The organism is Roseobacter sp. SK209-2-6, assembly GCF_000169455.1.
GTDB lineage: Bacteria > Pseudomonadota > Alphaproteobacteria > Rhodobacterales > Rhodobacteraceae > Pseudophaeobacter.
Map to the genome: position 1 here is coordinate 1 of NZ_AAYC01000021.1, position 20,216 is coordinate 20,216.

Annotated in this window: 16 protein-coding genes; 2 read left to right on the plus strand and 14 right to left on the minus strand. The window is 59.7% G+C overall.

Annotated elements, in window-relative coordinates; translation table 11 throughout:
- Positions 1-71: 71 nt before the first annotated feature.
- The 7 genes from selD to RSK20926_RS21110 form a co-directional block, all read right to left on the minus strand.
- Complete coding sequence (gene selD, locus RSK20926_RS21080; RefSeq protein ID WP_008209883.1) at positions 72-2,231, minus strand: selenide, water dikinase SelD; 2,160 nt, start codon at positions 2,229-2,231, stop codon at positions 72-74.
- A 111-nt stretch (positions 2,232-2,342) separates the two neighbouring features.
- Entirely contained in the window at positions 2,343-2,723 is a 381-nt protein-coding gene (locus tag RSK20926_RS21085) for a Na+/H+ antiporter subunit G (RefSeq protein ID WP_157133212.1), read from the minus strand.
- Between the two features lie 14 nt (positions 2,724-2,737).
- Positions 2,738-3,007, minus strand: coding sequence for a K+/H+ antiporter subunit F (locus RSK20926_RS21090; protein WP_008209885.1), 270 nt, complete (start codon positions 3,005-3,007; stop codon positions 2,738-2,740).
- Entirely contained in the window at positions 3,004-3,501 is a 498-nt protein-coding gene (locus RSK20926_RS21095; protein WP_037256225.1) for a Na+/H+ antiporter subunit E, read from the minus strand. Before RSK20926_RS21095 ends, RSK20926_RS21090 begins: the two co-directional genes overlap by 4 nt.
- A 13-nt stretch (positions 3,502-3,514) precedes the next feature.
- Positions 3,515-5,077 (minus strand): monovalent cation/H+ antiporter subunit D, encoded by a 1,563-nt coding sequence (locus tag RSK20926_RS21100; RefSeq protein WP_008209887.1) that lies wholly within the window; start codon positions 5,075-5,077, stop codon positions 3,515-3,517.
- On the minus strand, positions 5,074-5,427 hold the full coding sequence (locus tag RSK20926_RS21105; RefSeq protein ID WP_008209889.1) for a Na+/H+ antiporter subunit C: 354 nt from the start codon (positions 5,425-5,427) through the stop codon (positions 5,074-5,076). The genes RSK20926_RS21100 and RSK20926_RS21105 overlap by 4 nt, the downstream gene beginning before the upstream one ends.
- 2 nt (positions 5,428-5,429) lie before the next feature.
- Positions 5,430-8,294 carry a monovalent cation/H+ antiporter subunit A gene (locus RSK20926_RS21110; protein ID WP_008209891.1) on the minus strand — a complete coding sequence of 955 codons (2,865 nt, stop codon included), beginning with the start codon at positions 8,292-8,294 and terminating at the stop codon, positions 5,430-5,432.
- Between the two features lie 302 nt (positions 8,295-8,596).
- Between RSK20926_RS21110 and RSK20926_RS21115 the strand changes: the two genes are divergently transcribed.
- Together RSK20926_RS21115 and RSK20926_RS21120 are read left to right on the plus strand one after the other, a co-directional pair.
- Positions 8,597-9,097 (plus strand): rhodanese-like domain-containing protein, encoded by a 501-nt coding sequence (locus RSK20926_RS21115; RefSeq protein ID WP_008209893.1) that lies wholly within the window; start codon positions 8,597-8,599, stop codon positions 9,095-9,097.
- Positions 9,094-9,951 (plus strand): alpha/beta hydrolase family esterase, encoded by an 858-nt coding sequence (locus RSK20926_RS21120; protein ID WP_008209894.1) that lies wholly within the window; start codon positions 9,094-9,096, stop codon positions 9,949-9,951. Before RSK20926_RS21115 ends, RSK20926_RS21120 begins: the two co-directional genes overlap by 4 nt.
- A 267-nt stretch (positions 9,952-10,218) precedes the next feature.
- Here the strand turns inward: RSK20926_RS21120 and mdoH are convergent, their stop codons facing one another.
- From mdoH to RSK20926_RS21155, 7 genes are all read right to left on the minus strand, one after another.
- The gene (mdoH, locus tag RSK20926_RS21125) at positions 10,219-12,072 is read right to left on the minus strand and encodes a glucans biosynthesis glucosyltransferase MdoH (protein WP_008209897.1); all 1,854 of its coding nucleotides are present in this window, start codon (positions 12,070-12,072) and stop codon (positions 10,219-10,221) included.
- A 56-nt stretch (positions 12,073-12,128) separates the two neighbouring features.
- A complete protein-coding gene (locus RSK20926_RS21130) occupies positions 12,129-13,646 on the minus strand; it encodes a glucan biosynthesis protein (RefSeq protein ID WP_008209899.1) in 1,518 nt (505 codons plus the stop codon).
- Positions 13,643-14,908, minus strand: coding sequence for an OpgC family protein (locus tag RSK20926_RS21135; protein WP_037256248.1), 1,266 nt, complete (start codon positions 14,906-14,908; stop codon positions 13,643-13,645). Before RSK20926_RS21135 ends, RSK20926_RS21130 begins: the two co-directional genes overlap by 4 nt.
- 39 nt (positions 14,909-14,947) lie before the next feature.
- Positions 14,948-16,312, minus strand: a complete 1,365-nt coding sequence (locus RSK20926_RS21140; RefSeq protein ID WP_008209901.1) for a tetratricopeptide repeat protein — start codon at positions 16,310-16,312, stop codon at positions 14,948-14,950.
- Between the two features lie 286 nt (positions 16,313-16,598).
- Positions 16,599-17,828, minus strand: a complete 1,230-nt coding sequence (locus RSK20926_RS21145) for a CaiB/BaiF CoA transferase family protein (protein WP_008209902.1) — start codon at positions 17,826-17,828, stop codon at positions 16,599-16,601.
- Positions 17,815-19,428, minus strand: coding sequence for a thiamine pyrophosphate-binding protein (locus RSK20926_RS21150; RefSeq protein ID WP_008209903.1), 1,614 nt, complete (start codon positions 19,426-19,428; stop codon positions 17,815-17,817). Before RSK20926_RS21150 ends, RSK20926_RS21145 begins: the two co-directional genes overlap by 14 nt.
- Before the next feature lie 311 nt (positions 19,429-19,739).
- Complete coding sequence (locus RSK20926_RS21155) at positions 19,740-20,186, minus strand: DUF302 domain-containing protein (protein WP_232281955.1); 447 nt, start codon at positions 20,184-20,186, stop codon at positions 19,740-19,742.
- Between the last annotated feature and the right edge of the window lie 30 nt (positions 20,187-20,216).

Genomic DNA, 20,216 nt, shown 5'->3' on the forward strand with positions numbered 1-20,216 from the left:
CGGGCCCAACGGGAAGAGATCTCTTACTCAAGAGATCGATGACAGGCGGGAGCGCATCGGAGTATGAAGGCCTAAAGCAGAGAGATGGAGGGAGGGCCGGAGGCAAGTTGGCCGATGCAAGCGGCCTGGTATCCATTGTCGCGCAGTTCCTGAATAAGCAATTCAACTTGATCCGGGGAGACGGCTGCTAACAGCCCCCCAGCGGTCTGTGGGTCAAACAGCAGAGATACCGCTGGCATACCCGCCAACTCCGGTGCAAGCGCCAGGTTGTCTTTAAACAAGGAAGAGCGGGTCCCGGCATCCGAGAGCGCAGCAGCACCTGGCATCTGCGGTATCGCAGACATGTCGAGCTGCGCCCCGAGGTCAGAAGCCTCGCAAATACCCAGAAGGTGACCGGTCAAGCCAAAGCCCGTTACATCGGTCATAGCATTGGCCCCCCTCAGGATCGTAGCGGCTTTCCCTTGCGCCTGGCACATCAAGGTCAAGGCTGCGGCAACATCTGCCCCCTGGGCCTCGCCGGCCATCTCCGCGGCCATCAAAACACCGGAGCCGATAGGTTTGGTCAAGATCAGATGATCCCCCGCCTGTGCCCCTGCCAGTGTTATGGGCCTATCACTACACAGGCCCGTAACAGTGAAGCCAATCGACAGCTCATCCCCTAGGGACGTATGACCGCCGACGATCTCGGCTCCGGCTTCCTGGAAAACCTGGCTGGCACCCTGCATGATTTCCCGCAGCGTGCGTTCCTGCACTTTGGGCGAAAGACGTGGGAGGATCAGATTTGCGGTGGCGGCCTGTGGCGTCGCACCCATCGCCCAAATGTCCCCTAGCGCATGGACCGCAGCGATACGCGCCATCAGATAGGGGTCTTGGGTAAAGGCGCGCAGATGATCGGTGCTGATCACCTGCCGGGCCTCACCGATGCGTAAAACAGCTGCATCATCGCCGGGCAGGCTTTCGATATCCGCGCGTTGCGAGGGGGGCAGATCAGCCAGGGCTGCGCGCAAGGCTAGGCGCCCTGCCTTGGCCCCGCAACCGCCACACATGGGCTTTTCACCCAGCGCATCCGGCAGGTCATCGGTATGTTCTGGCGGCAGTTCAGCAGGCTCCATTTTGGGGAGTTCGCGGAATTTTTCCATGAAGTTCCGATCGATCCGGTCCTTCCAGCGCCAGACTAGAGGCCCTGCGAACTGTTGTCCAAAACGATCCCCCAAAGCCTCTTGGCTGCCCAGAGAAATGAGCTTTAGATAGTCTTGTTGGGGCTGGTAGCGTCGCAGTGGATCCCCTGTCAGCAGGGCACGCATATTGTGAAACAGCACCGGTGCCTGACGCACTGCATAGACCCCGGCCTTGGGGCGCGGCGCATGAGAGAGATGGGCACAGTCCCCGGTGGCAAAGATGGCGGGATCCGAACTTTGCAGGGTCTCGCCAACCTGAATAAATCCGTCTTGCAGTGCCAGCCCTGACTGGGAGAGCCAATCATGTGGCCGCGCGCCTGCGGCACCGGTGGTGAAATCCGCAAGCACAGAGCGCCCATCGGTGAGAAGGATGCGATCCGCCTCGACCCGGGCAATCTCTGCATTCTCAACAAGGGAGACGCGGTGTTCGCTGAAGGCACGCAACATCTGTTTGCGCAGTCTGGGTGTTGCTTGCCCCAGAACAGGGCCGCTGTCGATCAATGTGGCAATGCCCAGGCGTCCTCGCAGTTTCAGGGCATAGGCCATGGCAAGGACCAACTCGGCCCCGGCCACCCCACCGCCGATGACGGCGATATTGACCGGGCCTGTCCCCTCGCGGAATTCCTGCCAGGATTGGGCAAAGGGGCCAAGGGGTTTGGCTGGTATGCCATGTTCTGCAAAACCGGGCATCCCGGGCATCTGCGAGGTTATCCCTACATCGACCGAGGCCAGATCAAAGACGATCGGGGGGCGCCCGGTCACATGAACTTCGCGGGCCTCAGGATCCAAGTGTTCCGCTGCGCCTAGGATGACTCGCGCCCCGGCAAAACGCGCCAGCCTCACCAGATCGATATCCAGCTCCTCACGCGTGTAGTGGCCCGCCACAAAGCCCGGCAACATGCCTGAGTAGGGCGCGGTAGGGCCGGGATTGATCACCGTGAGTCGCGCACCGGGCAGGGGTTTCATCCCCCATTTCAGCAAAAAAAGCGCATGGGTATGTCCGCCTCCGATCAAAACCACATCCTGGGTTGCGGGCAGAGGGGGGCTATGCATGGGCTCTTATGCCTTTTGATAAAACTCACATTGCAGCCCTTTTGGCAGGGCTGCATTCGGATCTCTTTGAGATAGGGCAAGAAAGAGGGGAAAACGCATCCTTTGCTGGGACTAGGCAGAGGATTGCTTCTCTTCTTCGCCCTCAGGCTCAACGTCATGGGTCGCCCAGATCCCGTCTTCACCGGCGGGGGGCAGGCTTTTGAGTGTTTCATGCCGGTGCAGATGCACCTTGGCAATGAACAAGGCTGTGACCGGAGCTGTCAGAAACAGGAAGAGGGTGATCATCACCTCATGCAGCGACAGGTGGCCTTCGACTGCGATGCCATGCACCATCGAGGCCAGAAGCACGCCACCAACCCCAAGGGTTGTTGCCTTGGTAGGGGCGTGCAGGCGTGACATGGGGTCATTGAGTTTGATCAGGCCAAAGGAGCCGACAAAGCCAAAGATCCCTGCCATGATCAGGAAACCCGCGATCAGATATTCGGTTATCATGCCCAGCCCCTCCATCATTCGATAATATTGCCGCGCAGGATAAAGCGGGCATAGGCAACGGTTGAGACAAAGCCGAGCATGGCGATGATGAGTGCGGCCTCAAAGAAAATCTCGGTGCCGAGCGCCAGGCCATAAAGCACCATGAGGGCCAGGGCATTGATGAACATGGAATCCAGCGCCAGGATCCGGTCGGCGATTTCCTCGGCTGATAGGATCTTCCAGAGGTTCATCAGAACCGCCAAGGCAAAGCAGACAAAGGCAAAGAGGGCAGCATAGGTAATCATTCAAAGATCTCCATCAGGCGGCGCTCATAGCGCTGTTTGATCTCATCTCGCACCGCCTCGGGGTCCTCGGCATCCAGGCAATGCACCAAAAGGGCGTGACCCTCGGCGGAGAGGTCCGCAGAAACCGTGCCAGGGGTCATGGTGATGGTGCCCGCCAGGGCGGTGATGGCCTCGGGTGTTTTGAGGTCCAGTGGGACAGTGACCCAGCGCGGCTGGCGTCGGCTGTTGGGTTTGAACAGCACGATGCGTGCGACGGTGATATTGGCCATGACAATATCCCAGAGCACAATCAGAATATAGGCCGCGATCTTATGCGGTTTTTTCATCCGGGCTTGCTCTGGCCAATAGGGCTGGGTCAGGAAGGGGATCACCAGCCCCAAAAGAAAGCCGAAGACCAGCGAATTCAGGGTCCAGCTGCTGGCCAGCAAGACCCAGGTGAGGGTCAAAAGCAACGTAAGGATGGGGTGCGGGATGACCCTGCGGAATAGTCTCATGGCCGATCCTTTCCTATTTGCTTGCGCCGCCAAGAACGGCGTCGATATAGATCTGCGGATCATAGAGCTGTTCAGCCGTGGCCGCGGCATATTTGGTGGCGGGTCCCGCAAAGGCTGTCAGCAGGACCAAACCAGCCAGCAGGGCAAAGCAGGCAACAAAGGGCAGGGCAGCCCGGTTTCGCGCCGCGTCTTCCGCTAGATCCTCTTGGCTTCGCTGTTCTCCTCCCTGTGAGGCATCATCGCTACCTTCAGCAGCCATAGCGTGGCTTTTCCAGAACAACAGGCTGCCCGCCCGTGCCAGGCCAAGAATGGACACCAGCGAGCCTAGCAGAACCACGGTCCAGATCCACCAGGCGTGGCTGCTCTCGCGCGCGGCATCCAGTACCAGAAGCTTGCCCAGAAAGCCCGAAAGCGGCGGCATACCCGCCATGGCGATGGCACCGGCAAAGAAGAGCGATGCAATCAGACCGCTTTGCGGCATTGGCTTCTTGGCGACAATCTCAATCCCTTGCCGTTCCGAAACCAGATCCACCACCAGAAACAGAAAGGCCGTCGCCAGGGTGGAATGCAACAGATAGTAGAGCGCCGCAGAGGTGCCTTCAGGAGTGAACAGCGCAATCGCAGTCAGCAGAGTGCCCATGGATGTGATCGCACCAAAGGCCACCAGACGCCCGATACGATAAGAGCCCAGGATGCCGATGGCCCCGATACCCAGGGTGACCAGGGCTGCGGGCAGTAGCCAAGCGCCCGAGAGGCCCGCAGTGATGGCCAGATCAGGGCCAAAGACCAGTGTGTACATGCGCAGGATGGCATAGGCGCCAACCTTGGTCATGATGGCAAAGAGCGCTGCAATCGGCAGCGGCGCATTGGCGTAGGAGGCTGGCAGCCAGAAATGCAGCGGAATGACCGCCGCCTTGATGGCGAAGACCAGGAGCAGCATCACAGCACCCACCCGCAAGAGGGCGGTATCCTCAGCTGGCAGCTCTGCCACTCTCACAGCTAGGTCCGCCATATTGAGCGTGCCGGTCACCGAATAGAGCGTTCCCAGCGCGAACAGAAAGAGGGTCGAACCCAGGAGATTATAGACCACATATTGCACACCGGCCTGAAAACGCCGGGTGCCGCCCGCGTGGATCATCAACCCATAAGAGGCAATCAGAAGCACTTCGAAGAAGACAAAGAGGTTGAAGGCATCGCCGGTCAGAAAGGCGCCCTGGATACCCATCAGCTGAAACTGGAACAGGGCATGGAAATTGGCGCCGCGCTTATCCCAGCCAGAGCCAACCACATAGAGGTTTACCACCAGCGCCAGCACTGAGGTAAGCAGCACCATCAGGGCCGACAGCCGGTCGAGCACCAGAACGATGCCAAAGGGGGCGGGCCAGGCGCCGAGCTCATAGACCTGTACAGAGCCATCTGCCGCCTGTGCGGCCTGCACCAGAGAGACCGCGACCAGTACCACCGAGCAGGCCAGTGAAAAGATCCGCGTGAGATCCAGATGATGGCGCACCACCATGATGATAAAGGGCGCGACCAGGGCGGGCAGGACGACCGGCGCAATCAGGAAATGGTTCATGCGTTCTCTCCCTCGTCTTCCGGGTGGTCGGGCATGTCGATGCGGTCATCGCGGGAAGAGAGATAGGCGGCCAGCGCAATCATCACCACCACGGCCGTCATGCCAAAGGAGATCACGATCGCCGTCAGCACCAGCGCCTGGGGCAGCGGGTCGGTATAGGCGATCTCCTCATATTTGTTGAGGATCGGGGGCGCATTCACCGCCAGCCGACCAGTGGCAAAGAGGAAGATATTGACCCCATAGGTCAAAAGCGAAAGGCCCAGGATCACCGGAAAGGTCTGGCGGCGCAGGATCAGATAGATCCCGGCAGCGGTAAGGACCCCTACGGCGGAGGCAACCAGGAGTTCCATGCTCAGACCTCGTCACTGTTTTGTTGCGGCGCGTCATCGCGGGCCGGGTTGATATCCATGGCGTGTTCGGTGCTCATACCCGGTTGCCAGGCAAAGCGGGCAAGGCTCTCCAGTGCCAAAAGGACCGCGCCCACCACGGCGAGGAAGACCCCAAGGTCAAAGAGCGCGGCGGTGGCCCATTCAAACTTCTCCAGCGGTGGCCAGTAGAGATAGCCGTAATCGCTGGTGAGGAAGGGCATGTCGTTGAACCAGGCGCCGAGGCCTGTGGCTGCTGCGATCAGGACGCCAGAGCCGATGATGCCATGATAAAACACCCGCTGCCGCTCGGAGGCCCAGGTAAAGCCGGAGGCCATATATTGCATCAAAAGCGCAATCGCGGCGATCAGACCGGCGATAAAACCGCCACCGGGCAGGTTATGGCCACGGAAGAAGATATAGGCAGCAACCATCAGCGCCAGCGGCATCATCACGCGAGTGGCGACAACCATCATCATCGGATGGGCATCCCCAGCCTGCGGCATGTCAGGCTTGCGGTTGAGCAGATAGGCCCGCACGCGGGTGCCCAGTACCGCTTCGGTCAAGGCAAAGATCACCAGGGCCGCAATGCCCAGAACGATGATTTCACCAAAGGTGTCATAGCCCCGGAAGTCCACCAGGATGACGTTCACCACATTGGTGCCGCCGCCGCCTTTGTAGGAATTGGCCAGGTGATATTCCGAGATCGAGGGCATGGCGAAATCGCGCAGCATCAGCGCATAGATCAGCGCGCTTGCGCCCAAGCCGCCGATGACAGCAATGGCGCCGTCACGAGCCCGCACCCAATTGGGCGCTTTGATAGGGCTTTCCTTGGGCATGAAGTTCAGCGCCAGAAGCAGCAGAACCATGGTCACAACCTCGACGGACAGCTGGGTCAGTGCCAGATCGGGCGCCGAAAGATAGTTGAAGCCCATGGAGACCACCAGGCCAACCACGCCGATCAGCACCAGCGACAGTTGGCGCTGGCGGTGCTTGGCGACGACAGCGCCGGTGGCGATGACTAGGCAGAACCAGGCGATCAGCGGGATAGGTCCGACATTCTGCACCTCACGGGTAGCCGCTGCCAAGGTGCCTCCCTGATAGGCGTAGTAGCTGATGCCGATGATAAAGAGCATCATCACAAAGGCATAGCGGGTGATGGCCCCATTATGCAGCCCGTCGGTGATCAGCTGCGCCAGCTTGGTCAGCCCATGCATCAGGCGGTCAAAGATGGCTTTTGCTTCGGGACGAGGAGCGGCCTCCCAGGCTGCCTGAAGGGGGCGGTGTAGTTTCAGCAAAAGCGCGCCACCCAGAACCGCAGCAATCGACATGTAGAGCGCCGGCGTCAGCCCATGCCAGAGCTTGAGCGAGTAATAGGGCAGATCATTGCCGCCAGTGACCGCGCCTGCGGCAACGGCAACCATGGGGCCGGCGAGTTTTGCCGAGAATAAGCCAATCAGGATCACCAAGGTGATCAGGAAGGCCGGGCCAAGCCACATGCCGGGACCCGGATCATGGGGCTGTGCGGGATAGTCGCTGCGCTTGGGGCCCAGGAAAACATGCACGATGAAGCGGAATGAGTAAGCGGCAGAGAACAGTGCTGCAATCAGGGCCAGGCCCGGCACCAGATAGTGTGATCCGCCCCAGAGGGTATGCACGGTCTCTTCCAGCATCATTTCCTTGGAGAGGAAGCCGTTGAAGGGTGGAATGCCTGCCATCGACAAAGATGCGACCAAGACAATGGTAAAGGTCACCGGCATCAAATGGCGCAGCCCGCCCAGGCGTTTGATGTCGCGGGTATGGGCCTCATGATCCACAATACCAGCAGACATGAAGAGCGCGGCCTTGAAGGTCGCATGGTTGATGATGTGGAAGACAGCGGCCACCGCTGCGATCTTGGTGCCAAAACCCAGCAGCATGGTGATGAGGCCCAGGTGGCTGACGGTGGAGAAGGCCAGAAGCGCCTTCAGGTCATCCTTGAACAGGGCAATCACCGCCCCCAGCAGCATGGTAATCAGCCCGGTTGTGGCGACGATATAGAACCACTCCGGCGTGCCTGCCAGAACCGGCCAGAGCCGCGCCATCAGGAAGAGCCCGGCTTTCACCATGGTGGCGGAATGCAGATAGGCGGAGACCGGCGTCGGTGCGGCCATGGCGTGCGGCAGCCAGAAATGGAATGGGAACTGCGCCGATTTGGTGAAACAGCCCAAGAGGATCAGGATCAGCGCAGGCAGATAGAGCGGGGAGGCCTGGATCAGGTCTTTGTTTTGCAGAATGACGCTCAGATCATAGGAGCCGACGATATGGCCGAGGATCAGCATCCCTGCAATCATCGCCAGCCCGCCAGACCCAGTGACAGCCAGCGCCATGCGCGCGCCCTGGCGCCCTTCGGGCAGGTGCTTCCAATAGCCGATCAGCAGGAAGGAGGAGAGCGAAGTGAGCTCCCAGAATACCAGCAACAATAGAATGTTATCGGACAGAACAATACCAACCATCGCGCCTTGGAAGAGCAGGAGGTAAGTATAGAACTGCCCCATCGGATCTTCGCGTGAGAGGTAAAACCGCGCGTAAAGAATGATCAGCAACCCAATGCCTAAGATGAGCGTGGCAAAGAGAAAACCCAGACCATCGAGGAAGAAGTTCGCGTTCAGCCCCAGGCCGGGCAGCCAGTCAAAGCGCGCCTGCACCACCTCACCGTTGAAAACGGCCGGGATGTGCAGCATCAGGCCGGTGAAGGCCAGAAAAGTCGTCAGCCCCGCCGCCGAGGCCGAGGCATTGCGCCCGGCGCGGATCAGCAGCGCGGGGAATACGGCGCCGAGAAAGGGCAGGGCCGCAATCAAAAACAGGGACACGTGCAGTTCTCCTGGAAGGTCTTAGGCATTAGGCCAAGGCTTAGGCAATTTTTCGCAACTGTTCCAGTCCCGTGGGCGCTTTCCCAGCCAAGCGTGGTGCTTTGACGCCATCTAGTCCTTTTCCCATGCTATTTTGAGGGCTGATTGAAGGTTTTCGTCTTGAAGTAGCCGCAGCACGGGAGAGGTTGACGAGAAATTGATCTTTGGACGCACAGCCATAGGCTGCAGCCCGGAGTGGAAGCTGATAAATCTCACTGTTAGATCTATTGATTAGTCTCGTAACGAAGAGGGCATCAGAAACAATGTCTAAAAACAAGCCTGACCCTGCACCGGACGAAACAGCGCCGGTGGGCAAAACCCGCAGGCAATTCCTTCTTGGTGGCGGTGCCGTGATCGCCTTGGCCGCGGGCGGGGTCTGGTGGCAACGCCGTCAACCAGCGGCCCATGACAACCCGCGTCTTACTCCGGCAGAGGCCTATCGCAAAGCGCTTTCGGGAGACCTGACCCTGGTTGATATCCGCACCCCACAGGAGTGGCGCAGCAGTGGGGTGCCGGTTGGCGCGGTGCAGATCGATATGCGGCGCGAGGATTTCTTTGTAGCCCTGGAGGAGGCTCTTGGTGGGCGCCGTGATGCACCGGTTGCGGTGATCTGCGCCCGGGGGGGGCGTTCAGCCCGAATGAGTCTGGCGATGAAAGACGCAGGTTTCAGCAAGGTGATGGATGTGCCGGAGGGGATGTTGGGCAGCAGAGCAGGTCCGGGCTGGATCGCCGGAAACCTGCCAGTGGCGCGATGGGAGGGATGAGTATGGGGGGGTGGAACCATTGGAAGGCGGGTCTGTTGCTGGCTCTGCCGATGAGCATTGCCAATGCGGCCTGGGCCGAATGCGACTCCCACTCCGGGACATGCGAGATCGCAACCGGCAGCTATCACATTGTTTTGCCACAAGGGGACGAGCATTCGACAGAGGCTGAACTTCCAGCGGTGGTCTTTCTACATGGGCACGGGGGATCAGGCGCTGGATCGCTGCTCAACCAAAGCCTGGTCGAAGGGTTGACCGCGTGGGGCTATGCGGTGATTGCCCCAGATGCCCTACCACGCCGGGGCACCCGCAGCTGGACCTTTTTTCCCGGCTGGGAAGGGCGCGATGAAATCACTTTTTTGCAGGATGTGGCGGCGGATGCTGCGGAACGTTTTGGTCTGAAACGTGAAGAAATGGTCCTAGCGGGGTTTTCTGCCGGGGCCTTTATGGTGAATTACCTGGCCTGCGCGGAACCTGACAGCTTTGCTGCCTATGCGCCGATTGCCGGTGGGTTCTGGCGTCCACAACCGGAGCACTGCGCGGGACCAGTGCGCCTGTTCCAGAGCCATGGTTGGCAGGATGGGGTTGTGCCCTTGGAGGGGCGCTATCTGGGTGGCGGACGGTTTCAGCAGGGGGATATCTTTGCAGGGCTGGAGCTGTGGCGAGAGGCCAATGGCTGCATCGAACAAGCGCCCGAGAAACGTGAGATCAAGGGAGAGACCCTGCGCAGAAGCTGGAACTGCACTGAGGGAGGCGATATCGCGTTTGTGCTTTATCCCGGTGGCCATCAAATTCCGGCAGAGTGGTCCGATTGGATGGTGGATTGGTTCGAAGCGGCGGATCCTGGCGCAGGCTAGCGCGGGCTGCCCAATATGTTGATTCTAGCCTGTTGATGCGCTTGGCAAGGGCGACGAGGGCGATCAGCAATGCGACGATAGCTTGTTGCGGGAAGCTTGTTTCGTGGCGTCTTGCTCTGGATTTCCCAGGCTCCCTGTACTGGGTGTGCTCCCGCGCCTGTTTCATGCTTCAAAGAAGCCCGAAAATCAGCCTTGGGCCCTGCAGCGCCCCTGACGGGGCGCTGCAGTCGTTCTGCTATTGCGTTGACGGCGAGCGAGGTGAGCGCGTCACTCTGCGGCGGAGCCTGCCTGACTATCCAGAAAATGACGCAGATGCTGCCGGTATTGGCGTGCCATACGGGTGATCCGGGGCTCGCGGTAAAGCACAGGCGTTCCCATCCAACCCCGAGAAACCTGGCTGGCCTGCAGACCAGAGAGAGCGGAAAGCGGCACCGCCAGGATCAGCGACAGGGCAATGGGCACCAGCCAAAGCGAGACCAGACCGGCAATGATACCGCCCCAAAGCGCAAGACCACTTAGGGTCTCCAGCGCGTGGCAGATGAGCAGAGTGCGTAGCCCGTAACTGCCGCCATCACGGGCCTGAGGCGACCAGCCGCGCTGCAATCCGAACAGGGTGCGGAACACCGCAATCATCTGCTGCACCATCAGGATCGGCGCGTAGAGGATCGCCAGTGCAATTTCTGAAAGAACCGAGAGCACAAAACGCCCCAGGCCGCCATAATCCGCAAGCCTGCCACCGGTCAGAACAACGGAAATCACCGCAAGCAGCTTTGGCGCCAAGAGCATGGCATAGATCAGGAGGATCACCAGAACGTGCCGTGGCTCTGACATGTCGGGCCAGGAGGGTCGCGAGGGGTTGCTCTCGCTGAAGTAGGAAATCACCGAGACCTCATCACCAAGACCGATGAGTGCCCAGATCACCAGCAGCGCAAACCAGATTGGCGCCATCAGATAGCCAATGGCCCCATGCAAGAGATGAAAGCGCGACATGGCAAAGAACCCCTTGGCCCCAAGCAGATTGAGATGCTGCAGATTACCCTGGCACCAACGCCGATCCCGCAGGATATGGTCGATCAGGGTGGGCGGGGTCTCTTCATAGGAACCCCCAAGGCGTGGCAGGAAACGCACCCGCCAGCCAGCTCGGCGCAAAAGACCTGCTTCGACAAAATCATGGCTCATGATCAGCTTTTCACGGCCTGTCAGGCGAGAGCGCAAAAGAGGCAGACCTGCACAGGCGGCAAAGGCGCGGGTGCGGATGATGGCGTTATGGCCCCAGTAGTTGCCCTCATGCCCGCACCAGCGCGCCAGTCCTTCGGCCAGGGCGAGCCCGTAAACGCCATTGGCAAACTGCTGCATACGTCCAAAAATGGACTGCGCACCAATGAGCTGGGGGTAGCTCTGGATCAGCCCGGCACTTGGATCGCGCGAAAGGGCATCTGCTAGACGGGAGATGGCGCGACCGGTCATCAGGCTATCGGCATCCAGCACCAGCATGGCCTCATAGCCCGCCCCCCAGCGCTTTAACCAATCGCTGATATTGCCGACCTTGCGGCCAATGTTGTCGGCACGGCGACGGTAGTAGAGCTCCATCCCCTCGGGCAGGCTCGCGCGCAGTGCCTCGACACTCAGGCGTTCCTGCTCGGCAAGCGCATCATCGCGGGTGTCGGACAGGATGAACATGGCGTAGCTGTGGCCACAGCTGCGGGCCTGCAGCTCTTCCAGCATGGATTGCACATTGCCCAGCACATACCAAGGGACTTCGTTATAGACGGGGACCAGCAGCGCCACCTTCATGGGCTTTACCGGAGCACTGGGGCGGCTGCGGTCGCGTTTGGAGAGCGAATAAAGCCCAAGAAGCACGGTAGAAACGGAAAAGCAGATCCAGAAGAAGTTAAAGGCGATCAGCGCCAGCAAAAGCACTTCGAGCCAGGTAAAGCCGCCATCTGCAAACCAGCCCTGCATCACCCAGGTCAGGGCCGCTGTCGCCAACATGGCAGGGGAAAATGCCAGAATGCGCCACAGGGCGACCTGTCTGGGGGCCTCCGCCATTGGTGCGCTCTGATCCCGGAAGGGGGCAGCAAAATCCTGCTCTGGCATCTCCATTGGCTGCAGTACCGGCATCAGTGGCTCTGGCCGTAACTCTCGCGAGGGGATTTCTCCGGGTTTTAAAGCCACTGTCATGCGGTCCACCGATAGAGCCAGACTTCGCTGGCAGCTTTGCCCTCACGGCGAAGCTGCAGGCGGAGTTCCACGTGGTTTTCTTCATTCGGGGCAAAGCTGAAGGCAAGACGCAGCCCGCCGGTGGCCGGGTTTCTTTGCAAGACTCCCTCACTCACCTCAACATGCGGAGAAGAGAGATGCACCTCGACCTCATCGGGGTTCCCTTCCAAGAGCGGATGGGCTTCGAAATCCACCGTCATCAAGCGGCCCGGGGTGCCAAAAATGCGCGCACCTGCGGCGGTATCGATCACTCGGGCCAGATCCAGGCCCGGCTCTTCGCCCCAGCTGAGACGATAAGACAGGGGGATCTCACTGCCTGGTGCATAGGGTTCACGCGGGCGCCAATAGGCAACGATATTGTCGTAGATCTCTTTGTCGGCCGGAATTTCCACCAGGGTCACAGCCCCCTTGCCCCAGTCGCCCTTTGGTTCCACCCAAAGGCTGGGGCGGCGGTGATAGAAGGCTTCCAGATCTTCGAAGTCCCCCAACTGACGAGAGCGTTGCATCAGGCCAAAGCCGCGCGGGTTTTCATCGACGAAGGAGGAAATCTGCAAACGTGTCGGATTTGCCAGCGGCCGCCACAGGGTTTCGCCATTGCCGTTTTGCACCAAGAGCCCGTCACTGTCATGCACATTGGGACGAAAATCGTCAAAGCGGTTGCGGTTGGTACGATCAAACAGAAACATCGAAGTCAGTGGCGCCAGTCCGGCGTGGCTGAGCTCTTCACGGGCGAAGAGGCGGGCTTCCACATCCATGATGGTATTGCTGCCCGGTGTCACGGTAAAGCGGTAGGCCCCCGAGACGGATGGAGAATCCATCAGCGCATGGACCACCATATAGCGCTGATCCGGGGCGGGTTTTTCCAGCCAGAATTCGATGAAATCAGGGAATTCTTCGCCCATGGGGTCGCCGGTTTTCAGTGCCAGCCCGCGCGCTGAAAGGCCATAGGATTGACCGATGCCAATTGCGCGGAAATAGCTGGCGCCCTGGAAGACGCAGAATTCGGTCTTTTTGCCCGGCTGGTCCAATTGGGTGCGCAGGCGAACGCCGCTGTAGCCCAGATCGGGCGGATTGCTGAGGGGCGGGGCAATCTCTCCGCGCTTGAACAGGGCCAGATCAAAGCCAAAGGGGCGGGTCATACCCTGATCGACTGTATTTACCTGCACCGTATGACGGAAGTAGAGCCCCGGCAGGAAGAGGTCGATGTTGTAGCTGCTGTCTCCATCAGCCCAGATCGCATCCTCAAGACGGAAGCGATGTGCTTTATACTGATCATAGGACAGATCCAGCCAATCCTGTGGCACCAGGGGCCGGGATTGATAGGGTCTCTCTGCTAGGGCACGGGCGCGGTCGATGACCACTTCATGGGAGAAGGCCGCTGCCCCGCTCGCCGCAGCCTGATGCAGGGGCAGGGCAGTGAGAATGGTCGAGGAAAGGAGGCTGGTCAGAAAGCCACGGCGGCTGAAGCTGCTCATCGTTTGGCCCTCCAGGGCTGCGATTTGAACCAGCCCGCCGCATAGGCGCAGACAATGATCAGGGCAAAGCCTGCCAGATTGGCCGCAGCGGTGATCAGGATGCCGCGGTCTGTCTGATCCAGCGCAAAGCCGATGAGACGGGCCAGAGCCATGGAGAAGACAAAGACCGCCAGGCTTTGCTGCCCCACCTTGGTGATGATCCCAAGGAGATAGGCCCAGACCCGCGCGCTCAGTGAATGCCCGGAGGCAATCAGACGCTTGCCGCCTTCACCGGCGATCAGCCACCCCAGATAGGCCAGCGCCAGGAAATGAGCATAGCGCAGCAGGCCAAAGTCGGTTTTTTCACGCCACTGCGCCGTGGTTTTCCACCAGGGGCGGATCAGATCCCCCAGATCTCCGTTGGCGGCATCGACCCAGAGGAAAACCTTCCAAGACCCAAAGGGGGCTGACAGAACCAGGAAAGCAGCCGCAACCACCCCCAAGAGGGCCGAGACCGGCGGTTTGGGCAGCCAACCCTTCATGAAGGCAAAGCCGGTAAAGAACAGCAATTGCCAGCCAAAGGGGTTAAAGAACCATTCGCGCGCGGACCAAGGCTCGGCCGGCAATGAGGCGCCATCAGGGCCGAGGCCGATCAGATAGGGGTTGGCGGCCAGCCAAATGAGAGCAGAGGCCAGCGCGATGGACCAGAGGCCAATGCGCTCCAGCCCCATCATCAGTGGCATCAGGGCCAGAACCACCAGATACATCGGCAAGATGTCAAAGTAGTTGGGCACATAGGTGAGGGTGAACAGCCCCACCAGCTGCGGCGCCGGATCCTTAAAGAAATGCTGCAGGTTCAAGGAGTTGATATAGGTCTTGTCAAAGGCGCCATAGGTATCAAGCGCGGCCATGGTCATGGCAACAAAGAAGAAGAGGCCGATATGCGCCCAAAAGACCTGCCAGCAGCGAAACAGCACCCGTGCGGTTCCCAGCCACCAGCCCCGGCGGGCAAAAGAGCCACCAAAGGCAATGGCCGAGGCCATGCCGGAGCAGAAGACAAAGATCTCGGTCGCATCCGAAAAGCCAAAGCGCGCAGGAATCCAGCCGGTCCAGCGGTTGCCGGGGATATGGGCGACCAGAATGATGAACATGGCGATGCCACGATAAAAATCCAGTCGCGGGTCGCGCACCCGCGGCGCTGCAGCAGAGAGCGGCGCCGTTGGGGAGGCGGGCTTGTTTGCCGCTTTGGCACGGGATGCTGGAAAGGGAGAAACCTCCGCCATGCTTGGCTGATCCTTGTTCATTTTTCTTGGTCTTTGTCGTTATTCTGCAGGCATGCTCTGGCTGTCTGTCCCGGAGCGCCCTGCTGCGATCAACTCGCGGCGCGCCAGGGCATAATTGTCTTCCCCGCCGGCCCGTTTGGCGCGGCGATCATCCAGGATCGCCTCTGCTGCGTCGAATTCTCCGGCGCGCAGGCCGGCATCGATGGTCATGCGCTCAAAAACATCGCGCTGCGCATGGCTGCCGCCTGCCAGCTGCATGTCCTTGCGAGCGCGAGTCAAATGGGCAAAGGCCAGCGTATAATCCCCATCACCAAAGGCTTCCAGCCCGTTGGCAGCGTGGCAACCGGGGCTGGCCATGCGTTCTTGGGCTTCGTTGTTGCGGGTTTTGGCATCTTCGTGGATCCGGGTGACCAAGCGACGGGCTTCAGCTTTGCGGTCGCGACCTGCGAGCGCCAGCAGATAGTGCAGATCGGCAAAGATCAGGCTGCCATCCTCTGTCCGATTGGCACAAAGTTCCGACAGCTCTTCCCAGCGGTTGCCAACCGCATGGCCGTTCAGCTCTAGCCGCATCAACAGGGAAGTTGCGTTGGAGATGTCGCGGTAATCGTCGGTCTTATCCTTGCGAACCTCAGTATCATAGAGCACCAGCGCCTTATCCGCCTGGCCCAGATCCAGATGCATCAAGGCCTTGTGCCACCAGACGTGATAGCGGAAGTTGTTACAATGGTCCCAGGCTTCTTCACGGCCCTCGAGCCAATCGAGCCCCTGTTTGGCATTGCCGGTCATTTCATGGACATGGGCCACAGAATGCAACCCCCAGGCGTCATCCGGCGCCATCCACAGGGCCTGCCGCCCGGTCACCTCGGCCTTTTCATAAGAGCCGGTTTCTTCCAGGGCGAAGGAATAGCACCCCAGCAGGTAGCCGCGCCCGGCATGTTCCGGTGCATAGGCAGGCATCACTCGTTCGATCGATTCCCGCATCCCTTTGGGATCCCCCATGATGAACCGGATCCCGTGGCTAAGCTTCATCGCCAGCGTATCCGTCGGGAAATCTGTCAGAACCCGTTCCATAATCTGGATGGAACGGCTGGGGCGTCCATGAAGCCAGGCTTCGAGCGCATCGACATATCTCTGTTCCCGAGGGAGGGCGGAGTCATAGTTGGCTTTTGCATCCTTCAAAGCCTCACGGGCCATGGGCAGCAATTCGGAACGCCCGAGCATCAAGAGGGAAAGACCTTTGATGGCCTGTCCCAGGACAAAGCCGGGGGCCGCTGCGAGGACCGCGCCCAGATGCTCGGCAGTGCTTGCGGAATGGGCGAGCACCCCGAGCTGCGCCGCGTCCCAGCTCTTGCGGGTCCCTGCGCTGCTGAGGCTGGTCTCTTGTCCGAAGATGTCTTGCGTCATTGGGGGTCCAATCTCTGCCTGGAATAATATGTTCTGTGCTGCTCCCAAGATTAGACCAGCCCTAAAGGCCATGCGACTATGCTCGCGCTTTGGTGAAGCCCTGTGTGTGCGGAGTGTGAATTCTTGCCAAAATAGTCCGTAAAATCAGGCGGTTTTCCGCGTCTTTGTAACCATCGGCGGTGCAATGCAAACAATGACCCGCCAAATGGGCGGGTCATTGCCGTTTTTTGTAACATTCCATGTTTCAATGTGACCTGATCTGCTTTGGGTTCAGGCCCGGGGAGGGTCAGTCTTCGGCAAATGGATCGGGCGCGTTGAGAATCTCTTGGCTGGACGCCCCACATTGTGGAGGTGCGTGCCGGTAGGTGACCGGAGTGCGGGAGAAGTTCAAAGGATTGCCCAAGAGGCGCACGGGGCCAGCACTGCTTTGCATGTTGATGGACATGTTACGGGCCGCAACCTGATCCGTTGCAAAGACCCGCTCCAGATCCTGGACTGGTCCGGCGGGAACCTTGCGGGCTTCCATTTCTGCGATGACCTCATCCATTGTGTGGCGCCGCACAGCCGGGATCAGAATATCGTTGAGCGCTGCACGGTTCTGCAAACGGGCGGGGTTGGTGGCAAAGCGCGGATCTTCTGCTAGCCCTTCGAGGCGCAGGAACTCCATCAGGCGGCGAAATTGACTGTCATTGCCGACCGCCAGAATGACATGGGCGTCCGAGGTTTCATAAAGACCATAGGGCATGATCGAAGGGTGCTCATTGCCGCGCCGCTCGGGCACCTTGCCGGTGTTGAGGTAGGCGACGCCTTCGTTGATCAGCCAGGCGATCTGGGCATCGACCAGCGCCAGATCGATCTGCTGTCCCTCGCCGGTTTTCTCTCGATGGTGCAGGGCAGCGAGAATGCCGATGCAGGCATACATGCCGCACATGACATCAGCGATGCCGACCCCGGCCTTCACAGGTTGGCCCTGTGGTTCACCTGTCAGGGACATGATGCCGCCATAGCCCTGGGCCATCAGGTCATAGCCGGGTTTTGAACTGTTTGGACCTGTCTGGCCATAGCCGGAGATCGAGCAATAGATCAGATTTGGGAACTCCTGCTTCAGGCTGGCATAGTCCAGCCCGTATTTGGCCAGGCCACCGGGTTTGAAATTCTCGATCAAGATGTCGGCCGTTGCCGCCAGACGCCTAACGATCTGCTGGCCCTCTTGGCTGGCAATATCCAGCGCTAGCGAGCGTTTGTTGCGGTTGGCAGCCATAAAATAGGCAGAAAGATCGCTTTCTTGCCCCATGTCGTCGACCACATAGGGAGGGCCCCATTGGCGGGTGTCATCGCCGCCGGTTCTGGGGTTTTCAACCTTCAGAACCGAGGCGCCGAGATCCCCCAGAAGCTGGGTGCAGGTGGGACCTGCAAGGATGCGCGAGAGGTCCAGAACCTTGACCCCTTTGAGGGCGCCATGTCCCAGGAGGTCCGCGGCATTCCAGCCCGCAGGCATCTGTTCAGATCCGGCCATCATAACCTCCTGCTTCAATCTCTGCGGCAATCACCGTGAACCTGTCAGCTTTCACAGCCTCTTCCAGCGCGGCGCGCAGGTCGTTTCGATTGCGAACGGTGACGCCATTGCCGCCAAAAGCCCGCCCCATGGCGGCAAAGTCATGGCGTGCAAAATCGACACCGGCATTGGCCATCTGGCGCTGGCGTTGTTTCAATTCTATGAGCGCAAGGCTGGCATCGGCAAAGACCACAAAGATCGGTGCGATCCCCAGTTCAGCGGCGGTAGCCAGGTCACCGGCCACCATCAGAAAACCTGCATCCCCGGAGAAGCTGACAACCGGGCGTTCTGGCTGCGCCAGCTTGCGCCCAATTGCCAGGGGGACCGCGCATCCCATGGTGCAAAGGCCGGAGGATTGGATCAATCCCCGTGGCTCCTGACAGGCCCACATCTGGCTCAGCAGAATACGATGAGCGCCGCTATCTGCAGTGGCCAGGGTCTCTGGCGGCAGGGTGGCGCGGCATTCCGCTATCACACCGGCGGGTCCCCAGCTATCGTTGTGGGAAAAGGCCTCTGCCAGTTTTGCCTGCGCCGTTTGGGGCGCGCCATTGTCCCAAATGGCGCGCGCGGGCAAGCCATTAGAGAGCGCGTCCAGGGTGGGTGCGATGGAAGAGATGAGGTTGAGGCTGGCCTGATGCATGTAATGGGTATTGGGTTCCGGTGCGATGTCGATGACCTTTTGAGATTCAAGATCCCAAATGTCGCGCCAGCCCGGGCGCATCTCAATCGGGTCATAGCCAATCAGCAGGACCAGATCGGCCTCTCGCTGCAGGGGCAGGAGATGTTTATCCGCCAATGGTGACAGACCCGCGCCGCCCAGGCAGAGGGCATGATCTTCGGGCAGGATGCCCTTGGCCTTGTAGCTGGTGACAAAGGGGATTTGGCGGTCCTCGAGAAACCGCTTCAGGGCTGCCTCGCAGTTCTGTTCCAGCGCATCCAGACCAATCAGGGCGATCGGGCGCTGTGCTTCGGCCAGCCAAGATTGCGCCTGCGCCAGGTCATCCCCGCTGGGGACTGTTGCGCTGGCAGGCGCGCGGCGGACGCCGCGATCCCTGGCCGGTGCATCGGCGGTGGAGATCGGAACATCAATATGCACCGGGCCGCTACGTGCCTCGGTTGCGATAGAGACGGCTTTGTCGGCAATGATGTCTGCGGCCTCAGCGTTGAGGCGGAAGCTGGCTTTGGTGATCGGAGTGAAGACGGCCTGGTGGTCCAGCACCTGATGCGTATAACTCTGGGCTTCGGCAGCATCGACACAACCGGTGAGCACCAGCATAGGCACTCGATCCTGATGGGCATTGGCGACAACATTGACCCCGTTGAGAGCACCCGGCCCGAGGGTCGCCACCAGAATTGCCGGGGCGCCATCCGCATGATGCACCCCTTCACCCATGAAACCTGCGGCGTTTTCATGTTTGGCCAGATGAAACGCGATCCCGGCTTTCACGAGGGCATCTACCAAAGTCAGGACTTCGCCGCCGGGCATACCAAAAGCGTGGCGGCAGCCCGCCTCATAGAGGCGCCTGGCCAGAACATCGGCGGCGCGCAAAGGGTCACTCATTTTCGAAGTCTTTCGTTATCTGCATTGTCGCAAGAGATTGCCGAGCCCGCGTCATTGCGCAAGCCGTATCACAGCCCTGTGACCTGCTGTGTCACCTTCCCGTGTCACCCTATGCACTCTCGTTGGTGCAATAGGGCAGCTTTTCGCCGACCGCTGGTATGGCGGCGGGATGCTGCGCCGATAGCAAGGGGGCTATGTCGCTGGGTGCCGTATCTTGTGCGGGATGGTTCTCTTGGGGGGGTATCAGATCTGCGGTGCAGTTTTTTCTTTCTGCCACAACCCCTGATCTGGAGCACTGAGGTTTTTGGCGACTAATCTGCTATAGCACCAGCAGCTATCCGTCCAAACCTCATATCCAGCTCTGCTGCAATTTCCATCAGTGCCGCGCCACCTTCATCCTGATAGGGCGCAAAGACATGGCTTGGTGTTTTGTAAGACAGGGTAGCAGTGCCATTTTGGTCCACTGTGATATAGAACCGAATAGGCGCTTCGATCATCGCTGCGGTGGAGAGTGCCAAAACGCGGACCGCATAGTCATTGTTGAAGACCCCGATCACCCGATTGCCTGGAATGATTATTCCTCGGGATGCGGCTGCTTTGGTTGGCCCTGCCTGGGTGACGGTTATCAGGCCCTCTGCTTTGATGGCGGCTTTAAGGTCATCAATTAAGGCTTTGTAAACTTTTGATGTTTTGTGGATCTTCCATCCCGTCCGATCTGAAAGTCCCTCTGCATGGGCTATGGCGCCGGAAAAAGCCATCAAAAAGACTGTGATCAAGCCACGTAGAAA